The sequence below is a fragment of the Paucibacter soli genome (assembly GCF_037482845.1).
Taxonomy (GTDB): domain Bacteria; phylum Pseudomonadota; class Gammaproteobacteria; order Burkholderiales; family Burkholderiaceae_C; genus Paucibacter_B; species Paucibacter_B soli.
Genome location: NZ_JBBHJW010000009.1, coordinates 115,730 through 131,360 on the forward strand (window position 1 = coordinate 115,730; position 15,631 = coordinate 131,360).

13 protein-coding genes are annotated in these 15,631 nt (G+C 59.1%); 3 read left to right on the forward strand and 10 right to left on the reverse strand.

The window, feature by feature from the left end; all coding sequences use genetic code 11:
• Position 1: 1 nt before the first annotated feature.
• A complete protein-coding gene (locus tag WG898_RS18645) occupies positions 2–1,036 on the forward strand; it encodes a ParB/RepB/Spo0J family partition protein (RefSeq protein WP_339604282.1) in 1,035 nt (344 codons plus the stop codon).
• A gap of 1,212 nt (positions 1,037–2,248) precedes the next feature.
• Here WG898_RS18645 and WG898_RS18650 read toward each other — a convergent pair.
• The 4 genes from WG898_RS18650 to WG898_RS18665 form a co-directional block, all read right to left on the reverse strand.
• On the reverse strand, positions 2,249–2,659 hold the full coding sequence (locus tag WG898_RS18650; RefSeq protein WP_339604283.1) for a hypothetical protein: 411 nt from the start codon (positions 2,657–2,659) through the stop codon (positions 2,249–2,251).
• A gap of 52 nt (positions 2,660–2,711) precedes the next feature.
• Positions 2,712–3,182 carry a hypothetical protein gene (locus WG898_RS18655; protein ID WP_339604284.1) on the reverse strand — a complete coding sequence of 157 codons (471 nt, stop codon included), beginning with the start codon at positions 3,180–3,182 and terminating at the stop codon, positions 2,712–2,714.
• A gap of 41 nt (positions 3,183–3,223) precedes the next feature.
• Complete coding sequence (locus tag WG898_RS18660; protein WP_339604285.1) at positions 3,224–3,994, reverse strand: NYN domain-containing protein; 771 nt, start codon at positions 3,992–3,994, stop codon at positions 3,224–3,226.
• Positions 3,995–4,108: 114 nt separating this feature from the next.
• The gene (locus tag WG898_RS18665) at positions 4,109–5,923 is read right to left on the reverse strand and encodes a site-specific integrase (protein WP_339604286.1); all 1,815 of its coding nucleotides are present in this window, start codon (positions 5,921–5,923) and stop codon (positions 4,109–4,111) included.
• 530 nt (positions 5,924–6,453) lie between these two features.
• Here WG898_RS18665 and WG898_RS25310 point away from each other — a divergent pair.
• Both WG898_RS25310 and WG898_RS18670 read left to right on the forward strand, forming a co-directional pair.
• A complete protein-coding gene (locus WG898_RS25310) occupies positions 6,454–6,684 on the forward strand; it encodes an H-NS histone family protein (protein ID WP_444718972.1) in 231 nt (76 codons plus the stop codon).
• 216 nt (positions 6,685–6,900) lie between these two features.
• Complete coding sequence (locus WG898_RS18670; RefSeq protein WP_339604287.1) at positions 6,901–8,442, forward strand: DUF5710 domain-containing protein; 1,542 nt, start codon at positions 6,901–6,903, stop codon at positions 8,440–8,442.
• A 65-nt stretch (positions 8,443–8,507) separates the two neighbouring features.
• On the opposite strand, the gene WG898_RS18675 is transcribed toward WG898_RS18670, so the two are convergent.
• The 6 genes from WG898_RS18675 to WG898_RS18700 form a co-directional block, all read right to left on the reverse strand.
• Positions 8,508–9,683 carry an AcrVA2 family anti-CRISPR protein gene (locus tag WG898_RS18675; RefSeq protein ID WP_339604288.1) on the reverse strand — a complete coding sequence of 392 codons (1,176 nt, stop codon included), beginning with the start codon at positions 9,681–9,683 and terminating at the stop codon, positions 8,508–8,510.
• Positions 9,674–10,354 carry a ribonuclease HII gene (rnhB, locus tag WG898_RS18680; RefSeq protein WP_339604289.1) on the reverse strand — a complete coding sequence of 227 codons (681 nt, stop codon included), beginning with the start codon at positions 10,352–10,354 and terminating at the stop codon, positions 9,674–9,676. The genes WG898_RS18675 and rnhB overlap by 10 nt, the downstream gene beginning before the upstream one ends.
• Before the next feature lie 57 nt (positions 10,355–10,411).
• Positions 10,412–10,681, reverse strand: a complete 270-nt coding sequence (locus tag WG898_RS18685; RefSeq protein ID WP_339604290.1) for a hypothetical protein — start codon at positions 10,679–10,681, stop codon at positions 10,412–10,414.
• Positions 10,682–10,973: 292 nt separating this feature from the next.
• Entirely contained in the window at positions 10,974–12,098 is a 1,125-nt protein-coding gene (locus WG898_RS18690; RefSeq protein WP_339604291.1) for a site-specific integrase, read from the reverse strand.
• A 62-nt stretch (positions 12,099–12,160) separates the two neighbouring features.
• The gene (locus tag WG898_RS18695) at positions 12,161–14,083 is read right to left on the reverse strand and encodes a PAS domain-containing sensor histidine kinase (protein WP_339604292.1); all 1,923 of its coding nucleotides are present in this window, start codon (positions 14,081–14,083) and stop codon (positions 12,161–12,163) included.
• 642 nt (positions 14,084–14,725) lie between these two features.
• Positions 14,726–15,550 (reverse strand): DsbC family protein, encoded by an 825-nt coding sequence (locus tag WG898_RS18700; protein WP_339604293.1) that lies wholly within the window; start codon positions 15,548–15,550, stop codon positions 14,726–14,728.
• Between the last annotated feature and the right edge of the window lie 81 nt (positions 15,551–15,631).

The window sequence follows — 15,631 nt, forward strand, 5'->3', positions numbered from 1 at the left end:
CATGAGCACCGAAACCAAGAAGCCAAGCCGCGGCGTCGCAAGCCATCTTGCAGGCCTGACGGCCCAACTGGAAGGTAGCCCTGATGGACCAGGCATGCCAGCGATTGGCATGCGCCGTCGCGGATCAGCGGCATCAAGCGCGCCGGTGGCGCTGGCCGCGTTCTCAAACGACTACCAGAAGCTGGAGCAGAAGGTTGAGGAGCTCGAGGCGAGAGAAGGGCGGCCGTTGGTAGTTGAGATTGTCGGCCTGGTCTACAGCCCGTTCCATATCGGCCCCATCGTCGAGTCGCGTGTCCTCGGCCTCGTGGCCAACCTGGCTGAGAACAAGCTCAACAGTCCGATTGTTGTCCGCCGCCTTGCCGATGGAGCGCTGCAGGTCATTGCCGGCCGGCATCGGATCGAGGCATACAAGCGCCTGGGTCGCACCACCATCGAGGCGGTCCTCAAGGAGTACACCGACGAAGAAGTCGTCGCCCTCGTCTTCTTCGACAACCTGTGGGCTCCCGTCACGCCGGACTACTTCAAGTACCTCGGCTTCAAGCAGCTGCAATCGCAACTGAACCTGAGCTATTCGGAGCTCGCCACAAAGTCCGGCATCAGCAAGACGCAAGTTTCTCGCTTGCTCTCGTTCGACAAGCTCCCCCAGGAAGCCCACGAGATCATCTCTGCCAACGCTGAAAAGTTTGGCGCCAACCTTGCTGAAAAGCTTGCCCCGTTGGTCGCCGACTTTGCCGAGTTGATCCCTCGAGCATGCTCTCTGGTCGCCGCTGGCGAGTTGGACCAGGACCTGGCGGCCGATTGGGTTCGAGACAATGTCCCCGGCCGGGAGCACTCCCAGGCGAAGAGGGCGCAAGCAGAGAAGCGCGAAATCTCCCATGAGGGTCGCAAGTACGCCACTCTCGCGATCAAGGGCAAGAAGCTCACGATCACGCTGCCCAATCCAGATGAAATTGCCGCTATCGAAAGCGCGCTCACGAAGGTACTTCAAGATCGCGCGGCGGCGTCCTCGAAGCTCAAAAGCAAGAAGCAAAGGTGAGTTCGAACCGCCCCATCAAACCCGCCGCTGGCGGGTTTTTTTGCCTCTACCGATACCGCTCTCTCAATTGCGCCCATAGATTCATGGGCACCTTTGCGACCACGTGGATGTCGAATCGATCATCGTTCCTACTAGGAACGACTCCCAAGTGCTGGGCTATTCCACCAGCCGTTGGTCGGCTATTCGTTCATCGTTCCTAGTAGGAACGATGCGGAAATTTGGAGCTGTTTGGCGACTCACTTGAGGTTGAATCCAGAATCGTTCCTACTAGGAACGATGAGCAGATGATCGTCGACCTAGAAAGGCGCCAGCACCCCAAGAGCGCGACGCATCCCGCGGCGAGAGCATCAATTAAGCTTCAATTGATGTTCAACTGATGCTCAATTGATGTCCAACTGAGCATCACGGTCTCGGAGACCCGCGCCCGCTGCACAGCTGAAACGCAGCAGAGGAGAGGCGACAGGAATGCCTGGCGGAGAGCCCGGACGGGGAGGGTAGGGCGCCAAGCTGCTGACCCGAGAGCGCAGAGTGCGCCATCGTTCCTACTAGGAACGATGGCTGGTGGAGCCCAAAAGGACGGCGGGCCTGGCGCACTCGAGAGCACAGATTGTGCAGTCGTTCCTACTAGGAACGATCCCAGAATTCACACTGGCTGAAGCGAATCCGAAGTGCGTTCAGACCGTCGCTCCTACTAGGAGCGATGACTGGCGGATGCCAAGAGGACGGTTGGCCAGGCGCACCCGAGAGAGCAGAATGCACCATCGTTCCTACTAGGAACGATCCCAGATTTCACGCTGGCTGAAGCGAATCCGAAGTGGGTTCAGACCGTCGTTCCTACTAGGAACGATGACTGGTGGATGCCAAGAGGACGGTTGGCCAGGCCACCTGAGAGAGCAGAGTGCGCCATCGTTCCTACTAGGAACGACCCCTCGAATCACGCTGACTAAAACGATTCCGAGGTGCGTTCAAACCATCGTTCCTACTAGGAACGATAGGTGGTCGATGCAATGAGGGCAGTGGTCCCGGCGCACCCGAGAGCGCAGAGCGAGCAGTCGTTCCTACTAGGAACGATCCTCCGAATTCATCTGACTGAAGCGAATCCGAGGTGCGCTCAGATCGTCGTTCCTACTAGGAACGATGGCTGGTGGAGGCCAGCAGGACGGTGGGCCTGGCGCGGAATCGGCTCGATACCCAGCGCAGAATGGAGGGCGGTTAGGGGCGCGGCCTCTTGGCTGCGGACACCCTTTCCGGGGCCTTGCCGATTCGGTGAACAACCTCTGGGTGGCCGGTGGCCTTGTTCAACAAGGCCTGCAGATCGAGCTCATTCGTGAATGCCTTGATCTGCCATGACTCAGCCGGGAAGGATCCGAAGACCTCTGCCGATGGCTTGATCCAGCGCAGCGCCTGCTCGGCGTTGGCGAAGGTGCGGCTTCCTTGGTACCCTAGAGTGCCGTCGACGACGACGCCCTGAATCAGCATCCTTGATGCCGGGGCAATGCTCTCCAGCAATCGAATCAAGGGGGAGTCGGGCTTGACCCCCTGAGGAAGCCGACCAGTCGTTTGGAAGCGAATCAAGTCCCGAGGATTGGTCGCTAGGCGGTGCATTTGCTTGGAGGTCACCATGGCTTCATTGTCTCCGGATACGAAATGGTAGGGGAGGGCGGAGCGCCAGGCTTTACCCGGTAGCCCATGCGTGGTGGAGCCGAATCCTTGGAGGGTTGTAGGCAATTACCGGCCCACCCTGAACTCGCTCAGCCTGAAAGATGGCCCGCGCAAGGGTGTCCGTCGATGCAATGTCCACTCTGATCGCCACCTGACGCAAGGCAGTGAGTCCACCTCGAGCCGCGCTGCAAACGAAGCAGGCGAGCGCTGACGAGTTGCTCGGCCGGCCAAGCAGATACTGGAACGCCGCGGCCATTCCAGCATTTCCTCCGCCGTGATTCATGATGATGTCCGCCACGTCATGCCGAAGGTGTGGCACGTCGTAGGATGTGAGAATCTCACCCGGAGTGCTCTCGTCGACGTCCAACAATATGAAACGCGGGGTCACCCGCTCTGGCGACGAGCCTTCCTTGACCAGGATTTCGTAGATGTACTGCGCCGCGCCATTGAAGTCACTCGACTCCATGAAGCGATGTCTGCGCATGGCGAAGCTCCCCGGCAACGGGGGAGGGGAGGGCGGGCGACTCATGCGCCTGCCGATTGCTGGTTCTGCACCCCACTGCTGGCCAGATCGCTGCGCTGCTCCCGCTCAGCGGGAGCTCGGTCCGGTCGGACGTGGCGCTTCACCAGGTCGACGCCAATGGGAAGTCGGACAGTTCCTCGAAGGCCGTTCATGCCGCACTTGCCGTTGTGCTCCCAGGTGGTGTCCTCAAGAGCCATTGTGAAGGCCGTGAACTTCCTGCCACGCTCGCGAGCCATATCCTGGGCGACAACCAAGGCCTCGCCAATGTCCTTATCTTGCGAGGCAACAATTGCGCGGGTCAGGCCGTCATTGACAGCTCTCAGGATCTCGCTGGCAATGCGTACGTCGACACCCTTTTCTTGCACGCGAACTTCTTGCGTGGAGTGATCCTTGTAGTAGGACAAGGGGAGGGCGGTCACCTTCACACCGTTGCGCTCGAGCCAGCGCAAGCGCTTGACCATTGCCTCGTGCTTTTGAGGTTCGCGGCGGGGATCGTGAATTCCTGTCACCACATGAATCTCACGGAGATCCATGCGATGCACCGCAGCGAAGTCGCGAAGTAAATTGGGAATATGAACCTGGGTGGCCGCAACCCGGCAGTTTTCCTTGAGGAAGTAATGAAGGTTCTGGAGGTCGACGAAAACAGCAACATCCTCCTCCGTGTAGCGGAGCGCCGGCTCGCTTGGCTTTTGATCCCTGGCTGAGCGCGCTTGCTTTGCCAATACACGGATCAGCTGGTGTCTGACCAGGTCCATGAACTGCCGGTTGAACATTCGAAAATTCCTCTGGGATATCACTGGGGCCGCGAAAGACGCAGCACATAAGATACATTGTACACCGCTCTACTATTCAAGAATAGAGCCCGGGTGGATGGCCCGGGTGAGCATTCATTCATCGAAGACGGCGTCCATGCCATCCATGAGCTTCTCGAGTTGAGTCTTGGAATACTGCATTGTCATACGCGGGTCAGCGTGACCGAGCTGCTCCTGAACCATGGCCAGGCTGGCGCCGCGTTCCAGCGCCCGGGTGCCGCACGTGTGCCTGAGCCAGTGCAATGAAGCCTTGTAGGCAGTTGCGCGCTCCATCGCCGAGAGGCCCGAGGCCATGATCGCCTTCCGAAACCACGCCTTCGTGGATTCGTACAGCGGGCGGTAGGTAACCGGCTCCATGGGATCTAGGACACTGGAAACCAAGGGTGTGCCTTCAGGACATTCACCAAGCTGCGGAAGGCCTCTGGCATCCAGGTAGCGCTCAAGGGCTGCCTGGGCCTGTTTAGGAACAGCGATGACGCGATTCTTCGATCCCTTGCCGTGGACCTGCAGCGCCCATCGCGCCTTGAATGGCTTGAAGGAGTCCAGCTTGGTGCCCACGAGCTCGGAAGCTCTCAAGCCAGTGGCCTCGCCGAAGTCCATGATGAAAATCGTCCTCGAGCGGGCAGGGGAGGGTTCGGCCTGGTCGAGAAAGGACCGGACTGCCGTCCACGCGTCTTCAGTGAACGCCCGCGATGCCAGGATGCTTTTCGTAGCATCGTCGCCTGTCTTGCGGTTGACCAACACCCAGGGGTTGGCCACAAGGTAGCTCGCCTTGACGGCCCAGGCAAAGAATGCGGAGATGACCACAATCGCCTGCCGACGGCTATCAAAGCTCAGCTGCCGGGAAAAGGGCGCCCAGCCCTCCTCAAACCGGTCAACGCCGCGGCGGGATATCCACGCCGGTGGGATGCGCTCCAAAAATGCCATGTAGGCGAGGCAATCATCTAGGTTCATGGAGGAAAGTGCCTTTTTTCGCTCCGAAATGCACCATAGCAGCAGTCGCTCGGTCTCGCGGCGGTACGATTTGGCCGTCTCCTCACTGCCCACGCGCGCGGCTATCCAGGCCTCAATTGCTTCTTTGTCGTTTCGCGCGGTAGAGCCCGAGGCTGTGGCCAGGGCTCTATTTGGCCCCGAACTGCCGTCCAGGGGGGCCGGCTGATGGCGAGCTGGCAAAGGGGAGGGTGGTGATGGCAGAATCTCCATGGGCACGGTTTCTGGGGCCCGTGGAAGGGTGGTGAGCTGCTTCGTCGCCTCGGCGATTCGCATCTGATCCATCGACCTGACGGGCTCGCCGCACATGGCGACCAGGTACTTTTCAATCCGCTCGGCCTTGCCTTGCCCGATTGCTGGGATTCCCGACCACCAGCGGCCGCCGCGGGCGATGACCTTGCGGAGCTCGCCGATCATCAGGAGCCCTGATTGCTTCAGGCGCTGGCTTGTGGCGTCGTCGAACCAACCCTCTATCAAGTCGGTTGGCTTGGGCGGCTGAGCTGCGACGTCCTGCAGCGATTTCAGCAGTTCCATCTGCCGCTCACGAAGCCTGACGTTGCGCGTTTCCTTGCGATCTGGCGGAAACGCCTCCTGGTACATCTCCATCAGTTCTTCGTGGCGCCAGCCATCGAGGCCTTGCTCGGCGGCCCAGTCATAGAGATCCGGGCGCTGCTGGGCGCTGGCACCGGACCGGATGGCCAGGCCGATCAGACGCCAGTGCTTGTCGCCTCGACGGCGCGCCAAGGCTCGAAGCTTGTCGACGACCTGGCGGTGCACCGTTCGCGTCGAATGCCCGTGCTCGAGCCCCAGGTACCGCTTGGCCGCCTCCTGCATGTCCAGGCCCTCGCCAATCGCCCTCAGGTAGGCGAAGTGATGCAGGCCGAGCTGGCGAATGTGCATGGAGGGCTGGGAAGTTCGATTTGCCACCAAATGGCCTCCGACCGGTCGCCGCGCGCCAGCTCGGCCGCGGACAGTTCAAAGTTGAGTGAACACAAGTTGTTGTCAGGCCTCGAAAAAATCCAAGGCCGGCGCCTACAAGCCGTTTTGACGACAATTTATTGCCATCAGATTATTACAGTAATCTGATGGCAATAAATGCCGATTTTGGGGGAGGTGGGTGTTTCGTGTTCGTCAGCCGGCGCAGGCGACATTTTTTGGGCCCATCCCGGGCTGCCTGGCCGACGCGACCTGTGGCATCAGCTGTTAAAGCCGAGCCTGCATGAGTAGATTAGACGACGCTCGCCAGAAGATCAAGAGTCGGTGCTCAGTGCAGTGGGAGGCTTTGAGTTCAGAAATCAGTCTGGCCGTTGCAATATCAGATGCGTTGCCGTTCAAATATGTCCATCAACACTGCACTATGATTCCGACCGGCCATGAATCGCCACCTCAGCCGAGAGCAGCAGATCGCGCTTCACCAGGTCGAAACCATAATGGAGTATTGGGGGATCGAGTCTGCTGAGCTGGGTCGAATCCCATCACCAGCTTTGACGTCGACGGGGGCTTGCAAGGACTCGTGTCCAAAGTACGTTCACCCGGTTACCGGGGAAACCTGGGACGGTCAGGGACTTCAGCCAGAGTGGCTTAAGCGAGCCCTGACAACTGATGGATTTCGGGTCCTCGACCTAATCCCCTCCTCTGCTTCGAGCGACCAACATAGATAGCTATGGCACGGTCAAGTATTCAGCCAGGGCGGCGACAGAAACCGCTTACATGAACACATTCGACGCGTCTTGACCAGTGCTGTCGAACGTGTATAATGTATGCAATACACCGTCGCAATGCGATAGCCTACCTATTGAATGTCGAATTCCTGTGCAGAAGCATCGCTCGATTAACGCTGTGACGTCTGGCCAAGTTGTGGCAACGGAGTCCCTTGCATGAAGGCGTACTTCGGAAAATGCTCTGTCTCTTATCAGAAGGGCCAGGACGTCAACATCATATGGGACTCGTCGCTGCTGCAGAACGGTCACACGCTGTTCATTGGCCGACCTGGAGCCGGCAAGACCCACCAGCTGCGACGGTTCCTTAGCGCCTTCCAAGAAGGCAGTGACGAGGCACGCGTCCATATCTTCGACGTGCATGACGACTTGGACATTCCTGGCGCCAGCGAGGTCATCTTCTCCCAGTCGACTCCTTATGGGCTGAACCCACTCGAAGTTGGCTCGGATCCTCATTTTGGTGGCGTGAACAAGTGCATCAACGCCTTCCTGCGAACCGTCAACAAGGTCACTGGCAACTTGGGTGCGCGTCAGCAGCCGTTGTTGCGTAACCTGCTTTTGGATGTCTACCGTGCCCGCGGCTTCAACCCAGATGACCCGCGCACATGGCACGTGGACCCGGCTCAAGCGCACTTTCTTTCGGATGGCTCTGATGGGCGTTTGTACCTGTCGATTCCGTTCGAGGAGAAAGAAGAGGCCAAGTCCGTGGCCAACGTGACCTGGGATCGCAATATGCGGGCGCCTGGGTATGAGACCGGCTGCTGGTGGATTCGCGAGAATGAGTACACCGGCGCAATCACGCGCTGGTTTCCTGCGACAGCTGGTCGAATGCACCCGTCGCTCGACGACGTCATCCTCTACGCCAAGCGCCAAATGATGATCGCCTTCATGGGAAGCGATCAGGCAGCGGTGACGGCGCTCGAGGCCTTTGTCAAGGCTTCACGCGCGCACTACAAGCAGGAGCTCCTGCAGCTCAAGGCTGGCGGCGTCAACAGGCCCGATGACCTGGAGAGCAGCAGTTCGGCCAAGGAGCGCGCTGCAGGCAAGGCGATGGAGGCCTATGGTCGCTACCTGGAAGCAGTGCGCACAGGCGACGAGGTCGAGAACATCCTCAAGTACGACAAGGCTGACTTCAAGTCTGTGATCGACCGTCTGGAGTCGCTGCGCGCATCGGGCATCTTCAAGAGCGAGCCGCCGCCGTTCGATAGCTATTCGCGTGTCTGGCGCTATAGGATTCGCGCTCTCGAGCGGGAAGAGAAGCGACTCTTTGTGCTGTTCCGGCTGCGCGAGCTCTACAACGAGGCCGTCGAACGTGGCGAATGCACGGGCCTCCGAGACATCATCGTCGTCGACGAGGCTCACCTTTACGCCGACGAAGACGGTGAGGACATGCTCAGCGTGCTGGCCCGGGAGGCTCGCAAGTTCGGCGTTGCCGTCATCGCCGCAAATCAGACGCCCGAGCTTCCCAAGGACTTCATCGCGTCCCTGGCGACGAAGGTTGTCCTCGGTATCGCCAGCGAATTCGATCAGCAGGCCGTCTCGAAGATGGGCATGACCAAGGAGCTGTTGAAGTGGATCCAGCCCAAAGCCACCCTGGCAATCCAGATGCAAGACTCGAGCAAGACGTCGGGGCAATGGCGTCCAGTGCTCTTGCGCAAGCCGGTGTCGGCCAACCAGGCGGGTGTTCAGCAAGCCGCTTGATTCGTCACCCGTGACTAAAAGGGCCAGCGCTTCGCAGCAGCTGGCCCTTTCTTTTTGCCCCGACCTCAGGAGGCGGCTATCGCGTCCGCATTGATGAGCATCGGCCGCATCCAAATCACTTTGGTCAGAGAGAGTCCAGGCCCATGGCGCTGATGGCGGAAGTGGCCGTCTCGCCAATGCGTCTTGACCGTCCTGTGCTCGCCATCGGTCACCGTGCTCGAGGTGGCAGGCGCCGGCGGCGCGTCGACCATGATTCGGTCGTAGCTTCTGGCCACGGTTCGGCCGGCCTTGCGCTTGTGAGCACCAGACTGGGCTCGCAGCAGCACCTTCTTGGCCTCGGTGCGCTCAAGAAACTCCTTCTTCATCGCCTCGGGCAGGCCCAGGAACAGAATGCACTTGGCCAGCAGCTCAAGCTGTGGGGATGCGGCGCGCGCCTGGCCGTGCAGCTTCTCCTGATCGTCGAAGTAGCCAGACTGCTCCAGGGAGTCATGGGCCGGCTGGGTGTACGCAACGGTCAGGGCCGCTTCTATGCTCACGCCATCGTCGCACTTCATCGCGGCCCACTCGACCACGTCGTCCATCACGTCGTCGCGACCGACCGGGGATCCCGTGAGGGTGATCTCCAGCACCTGGCGGCCTTCGCCGTCGACCACGGCCGAAACGTATGCGCCTTCCAGCGGGTGAAAGCCGGACTGGGCGTGCTCCAGGTTCATCGGCGCAGCGTTTCGATCCGTGCCCAGCTCGATGTAGATGTTCGGACTCGGCAGCTTGAGCTCCGAAATCGGAACCTCGGTGCCGATCTTGGTCTTGCCCAGCAGCTGCACGAGCTCGTTGCTGAAGCTGTAGATCCGGCCGCCGCACTGTTGGAAGCGCAGTGCTTGAACCATGGGCCCGGCGGTGCCGGCGCCGAAGCCACCGGTGGCCTCGGCTGTGCCGCGGTGCAGTGCATGGAAGATGTGGATGCGCTTGTCGTCCAGATCGTCCAGGCCCTTGAAGATGTCGATGGTGGCCAGGCCCTTGTCCAGCCAGGCCGTGACCTTGCTCTGGTTCTTGGGTTCCGCCAGGGTCATCATGGTCATGGCCGGCGCGGTGCTCGGCGAGGCGAGCACGCGACCCGGGTGCGGCAGCTGGAAGATGGCCGGCTCATCCAGCCAGGCCGAGGCCTCGCGCATTTGCTTCTCGAGCTGCAGGAGCTGCCGGTCCTCGGCTTTGGTCAGATCGAAGTAGTCCCTCAAATGCATGCGGCGACTCCGGTCCGAAGTGCCGTGGCCACCGGTGCAAATGAGCGTCGGTGGGCCGGGCACGGCCCGAATTCGGCAAGCCTGGCCATGTGAGCCGGACTGCCGTAGCCGGCGCTCTTGGCGAAACCGTATCCTGGGTAAGTAGTCTCCATGTCGGCCATGATACGGTCGCGAGTTACCTTCGCGATCACCGAGGCGGCCGAGATCGCCGCGACCCTCGCGTCGCCCTTCACCAGCGTGCGGGCGGTGGCGCCAATCGCCTCGCAATCCTGAGAGAACGGATCGGTCAGGTAATTTCCGTCAACGATGACGAAATTGATGGCCTGGCCAGCCATCTTGGAATGCAGCTGCCGCAGGGCTTCCTGCATGGCCATGAAATTCGCCTGCAGGATGTTGACTTGGTCGATCACGTCGGGGCCGATGATGCCGACACCGATGTGGGCGCATCCCTGAAGGGCTGCGAAGAGGGACTCTCGACGCTTCGAAGTGAGCGCCTTCGAGTCAGTGAGGCCAGCTGGGACTGGGCCGTGGAGGGACACGGCGGCCGCGACAACGGGCCCGGCCAGGGCGCCGCGGCCGGCCTCATCAACCCCACACAGCACCTTGCCAGCCTGCCTGCATTGCTCGAGCAGCAGCTCGAGCTTCCCATCGTCAAGTTCGTAGTGCCTCATAGCGCCCCAGAGGTGAGAAAGGCGCCGTGAGGCGCCTGGTCGTGAATTGCGTGCGGATCAGATGAGCACCCAGAGGGCCAGTCGACCGAGGATCAGTCGCCAACCAGCCTTGCGGCCATTTTCGATCATGGTCGAAAGCTCGAAGATGGTCTGGGAGTGGGTCTGGCTCGGGTTGTGAGCCGGACCTTCAAAGTGACCCCAGGGATCCTTCTTCGCCCGCAGGTAGCGGAACTGATACCGGCCGAAGTCAAAGCCGCCGTCGGCCTTGATCGGCCCCTCTGCGGGTTGTGGCGTTGCGGAGGCAAGGCTTGAATTTAGGTCGCTCATGAATGATTCCGTTGCGTAGTAAATATAACATACACAGCGTAATTCATCAAGTCCAAGGGCAATTGCCTGGCTCGGGCTTCGAGGCGAATGTCCCGGATGGAGATGTCAAAACGCTAAAACTGACCACGCGATGGCATGTGCCGTGGTGATTTTTAGTGGTTTGAAGCCTTTGCGTCGTGAATTCACGCCTCTGTGATATGAATTCATGGCGTCTGGGCATCGAGGCTGAAGCGCCTGTTGCTGGCTTAGGCTGGCTCACAAGGTAGTGAAGTGACTACATTGTGTACTGACTTCATTGCGCTTGCCGCATGATGAAGTCGATCTGACCCTGACCGTTTTCAAGCTTCAGCTGCTCTTTGTAGCGGCGTACCGATCTTTGATTCCAAAGCCCCAGTCTGTACTGCAGCAGGTGGTCCGAGGATCCTGCTTTGATTTCCGTGAGCGCGAAGGCGCGACGAAGTCCTTGAGCGCCGCGGCAAAGGACCCATTTGGTCTCGTCTGTGAGGATCCCGCAGCTCATCGCTTCCTTGGAAAGGTTCTTGAGGTTGCGATACACCGTCGTTGAGTCGAGTTCCTTGCCACTCAACGTGGCCGGAAAGACCAGGTCGCCAGCGGGCAGCGCTACGCCGGCGGCCGCGATTCCATTCCGGGAAAACCCAGTCCATCTCCTGGACCACCACATCTCCATCAAGTCGACGGAGGCCTCACTCGCGTAGGAGCTGTGCTCTCTTGAGGTTGGGACGGTGCAGCTCTTTGGAATGCTGAACTCGAATCGATCTTGCGCGCTGCTACCTGGAAAGTGCTTGACGCGCTCCCTGGTCAGAAGCAGCAGCTCAGCGCACCGAAGTCCTGACCCAAGGCTGATCGAGCACAAAGTGAGATCCCTGGCGACGCGCCAGTTGCCCGACGCAATCTCCGCCCTGCCCTTTGAGTACAGCCAGTCCTGCAGGCGCCAAACCGTAGCTTCATCAATGAAGTCAGGAGGAGCCTGAGTCCGCCCGACCTTGGGTGACTCCCCTGAGTCGATCTTCATGTGGACCCAGTCGGTTACTGGGTTGCGCTGCAGCAGCTCGTTGGCCACCAGGTGCAGGAACACGCGCTCGAGCAGCCGGATATACCGCCAGGCAGTCTCCCTCGTGGTGTTTCGAAGCGCCCCTTCGACAAAGGCGCCGATATGCCGCGGCTCCGTGGCCATGAGCGATGTGCTCATGCTGTCCAAGTGGCCGAGGAACTTTGAGAACATGGTCTGGTAGACCTCGACCGAGTTGTCTCGCACCTTCTGGCCAGCCTTCATCGGACTCGATGAGGTGCTGGTGCGATTGAACTCCTCGGACTTGACCAGGCTGATGAAGGCCAGCTCCGGCATTCCCTCCCAATCGAAGAGTGAGTTCGTGGTCTGAGTAATTTCGCTGGCCATCGATGCTGAATGCTGAAGTCGAAAATATGGAGCAGTGCTCGCAGCCCATGTTCGTCTGGACTCTACGCTTTGGGAAAGACGATAACGACCATCAGACCGGACTCGGCCGGACCAGGCGCATTCCGAAACTGAATCGTGGCCTTGGTGCGACTCGCCAGCTCAAGAGCAATAGGAATTCCAAGGCCTTGGCCGGGCTTCTGCACGGACGATTGACCTCTAAAAAATGGTTCACCAAGAAGTCTCATTTCCTCCTCAGAGACGCCAGGCCCATTGTCGATGATGTCGAGGGAGAACGAGTTCCGGCCAATAACTGCCCTGACCTTCACTTGACCGGAAGGGCCGGAGTATCGAATAGCATTCTGTAGAAGGATCTCCAGCATTCGCGCCGATGACTTCTCATTGGCCAGGACGGTGATCTCCGGAGGGATTGGATCGAGGTGGACCTGGCCCGCGGATCCAGCCCCGTCCTCTGCTGACTTGATGGCGTCGCGCACCATCGAGTCCAGTGAAAGTGGAATCACAGAATCCTTAACCGTACTCCCACGCAAAGTCATGAGCTCGATGGCACGGCGGACAACGTCCGAGAGTTTCTTGGACTCTGTTGCGGCCAGGTCATAGAGGCGCCTCTCCTCAGGATCGACCGTCTTGGTGGCCATATCTTGGAGCACCGCAATGGCTTCTCTTACATGGAGCGCTGGACCGATGATTTCTCTCGACAAATGCTGCAGGTAGGTAGTCTGGGATGCACGAAATGCTTCAGCCGAGATCACCTTTGACTGAGTTTTCAGGGCATCGGTGATATTGAGTGATACGCCCGTAAACCCGAGAAATCCACCTTCTCCATCGTAGAGTGGTGAAGCAGTGCTTTGAAAGGTGAGGCGCTCACCGTCGATGTCGCGGACAATCACACGATTCCAGTGGGAACGACTTTTGATCGCGTTCTTCAGCGTCTCGCTGACGGTCTCTTTGTCTGAGATGTTGGCCACAACCTCATCAAAGTCCACGCTGGTTCCGTGAATGCCAGCAACGTCCTGCCAAGGGCCAAACAGTTCGAATTTCCCGTCGTCGGAGACAAACCAGAGTAACGTGCCGGTGCTCTCGGCGATGTTGCGCATAGACGAGAGCATGAGCGACTTACGTGAGTCTTTGGTACGCCCGATCTCATCGGTCAGGGCGAGCTGGCTAAGAGAGGCGCGATGGTGCCTTTGAATCAGCCAGGTGACGGCGACTAGAAAAAGGGCTGCGAGGCTGGAAAACCAGTAACCCAAGGCGATGGCGAATGCGCTCTTGGCTCGCTCGCCAGCCTGAATGGTGAGCACGAAAATATCGGCACCGATGCGGATCTTGGTGCTCGCGTTGAAATCCGATGCAGACAAATCGAACTGGGCGGATCGCTCCAAAAGATCGTTCCCAGGCCCGTACAGTTCATAGTCTGAAATCAGCGGTGTTGAGCTGGTGATGGCGCCGATGATGTTGTGCAATGACGTGATGCCGCAGATCAACTCGATATCACTTTGTTTGACGCAAACCATCAGGCCGGTCGGATCTTGAGCGGTCCACCGATAGACCCCAGCCTCGTCGGAATTGACGCGACCGTTGAGAACAACCTGGTCGCCGACTCTCAACTTGACAGGCGATGAGCCCGGCTCGATGTGGGTCACAACAAGCCTAGCCCCCTCATCCTTCAGGTAGGCGTAGGTCTCGACCTGGCTTGTGCGCCGCTCCAGTTTTGGGAGGCCAAGGGCCGACCGTGCGGATCGCAACTGGACGCGGTCCAGCAGCGCGGAGATCACGGTCTCCGCCGATTTTCCAAGGGCGGGAGCACGGCTTGCGATGAAGAGCTCTAGCTCTGCTCGGCGCAAACTAACAAAGGCAAACCCCGAGGCGATCAGCGTGACACCTGAGAACAAAACCACGGCAGCCAAGCTGAGGTGTCGGCGGCGCATGGAAAGCTGCGGCGCAACTGGTGCTGCTGAATCGAACAATTGTTATCTCCCAAGGTTCCCAGCCTAACAGAGCGCTCGGGGACCATCTAAGGTGATGCAGTAGCGCCATCGTTCGCCTAAACGATCGGCGCGGGGCAGTCACATGCTTCGAGTTCTTCTGATGACCTTGAGGGCAATGTTGCCGCGTGCTTTCACTGCTACATCGGCCTCAATGGGAACGATACACGCGTGAACTCAAAAAATCAATTAACGGCCCTACCACCTGATGTCCATGCGAACTTGGTAGTTGGACTGCCTGCTCCGAATGGGTCTTGTTGTCTAGACCCTATGGCTTTGGTCCCGGAATTCAACCTTTAAGGAGCTCTTGGTCGCCAATGTTGATGACGATGGTCGTTTAAGCACCCCGTCCTTTTGTCACGACTCTGTCAATCAGTGCTAGCAGGGCCGTTAGTTGATTTTAGACATACATGACATACATGGCAGCTCCAGTCCCAATCACGGCACCGAAAATCACCGCCACTACCAGTTGAAGGGCAACCCTTCCCAGGGGGCCTTCAAAGGCTGACTCTTGACGATGAGTTGGAGCGGGAAAGGCTGAAGGGAGGAAGCTCGACTGAGCCTCTCCCTGTAAGATTGCGGTCGCCCGTGAAGTGCGCAGCACCGTCCTCCTCCCGCTCTCGATTACTTCTGGAGGGCCAGTTTTGCCTCGATGGCGGCGGCATCGATGTAGCCAGGAACGCGGGATCCGTCAGCCAGGAAGATGGTTGGGGTGCCGGAAACACCCAGACGCTGAGCCAGGAGGCCATTGCGCTTGATTGCCGAGGTGTCGCATTCGCCGTCGGCCTTAACGTCGCCACCCTGCATCACCGTCGTCCAGGCGGCAACGCGATCCTTTGCACACCATAGATCATTGTTCTTAGCCTCCGAAGCTGGGCCGAGGACCGACACCGGGAAGGTGTAGACCGTCAGGTTCTGAATCTTGGCCAGCTCGGGATGCAACTTCTTGCAGTAGCCGCAGTTAGGATCTTCAAAGGTTACCAAGACACGTCCGGGAGTTGCCTGCCCCAGGGTAGTCTTGATAGCGTCAGCCAGGTTCAGCGAGCGCCAATCCATTGGAGGCAAGCCTTTGGTCGCCAGATCAGCTTTTTTGGCGGCAGTCAACGACCGCTTGGTGTCCATGTCCACGAGGTGACCATCGAATAGCCATTTGCCGTCTCTGTCCACGTAATAGATGTTCGACAACACCGTAACTTCGTAGAAGCCTGCAATGGGCGATGACTCAATGCGACTCGGCGTCATGCCAAGCTTCTTCCCCATGATGTCAGTCACGCGTTGCTTTTCGGCAGCCGAAACCTCGGGCAGCGAGGTCGGGGCTGAAGGTGCGGCCGGCAGTAGGGGCAGCGGTTTGACGAGCTTGGCCAAATCGCTGGCCTGTGAAATGCCGGCAGACAGCAATACGCTCAAAACAGCGATGGACTGGCCGAGAGCTCGAATCGAGTGCTTCATTGTGGTTGCCTAAAAATGCGTAGCGTATAGGATATCATATCCACAACGGCTACACAACCACATCCCAAACACCCTGGCTGT

What these genes read in the sequence shown, in the direction of transcription:
- WG898_RS18645 (WP_339604282.1), top strand. Translation starts at nt 2, where the DNA reads ATGAGCACCGAAACCAAGAAGCCAAGCCGCGGCGTCGCAAGCCATCTT.
- WG898_RS18650 (WP_339604283.1), bottom strand. Translation starts at nt 2,659, where the DNA reads ATGGTGACCTCCAAGCAAATGCACCGCCTAGCGACCAATCCTCGGGAC.
- WG898_RS18655 (WP_339604284.1), bottom strand. Translation starts at nt 3,182, where the DNA reads ATGCGCAGACATCGCTTCATGGAGTCGAGTGACTTCAATGGCGCGGCG.
- WG898_RS18660 (WP_339604285.1), bottom strand. Translation starts at nt 3,994, where the DNA reads ATGTTCAACCGGCAGTTCATGGACCTGGTCAGACACCAGCTGATCCGT.
- WG898_RS18665 (WP_339604286.1), bottom strand. Translation starts at nt 5,923, where the DNA reads ATGCACATTCGCCAGCTCGGCCTGCATCACTTCGCCTACCTGAGGGCG.
- WG898_RS25310 (WP_444718972.1), top strand. Translation starts at nt 6,454, where the DNA reads ATGGAGTATTGGGGGATCGAGTCTGCTGAGCTGGGTCGAATCCCATCA.
- WG898_RS18670 (WP_339604287.1), top strand. Translation starts at nt 6,901, where the DNA reads ATGAAGGCGTACTTCGGAAAATGCTCTGTCTCTTATCAGAAGGGCCAG.
- WG898_RS18675 (WP_339604288.1), bottom strand. Translation starts at nt 9,683, where the DNA reads ATGCATTTGAGGGACTACTTCGATCTGACCAAAGCCGAGGACCGGCAG.
- rnhB (WP_339604289.1), bottom strand. Translation starts at nt 10,354, where the DNA reads ATGAGGCACTACGAACTTGACGATGGGAAGCTCGAGCTGCTGCTCGAG.
- WG898_RS18685 (WP_339604290.1), bottom strand. Translation starts at nt 10,681, where the DNA reads ATGAGCGACCTAAATTCAAGCCTTGCCTCCGCAACGCCACAACCCGCA.
- WG898_RS18690 (WP_339604291.1), bottom strand. Translation starts at nt 12,098, where the DNA reads ATGGCCAGCGAAATTACTCAGACCACGAACTCACTCTTCGATTGGGAG.
- WG898_RS18700 (WP_339604293.1), bottom strand. Translation starts at nt 15,550, where the DNA reads ATGAAGCACTCGATTCGAGCTCTCGGCCAGTCCATCGCTGTTTTGAGC.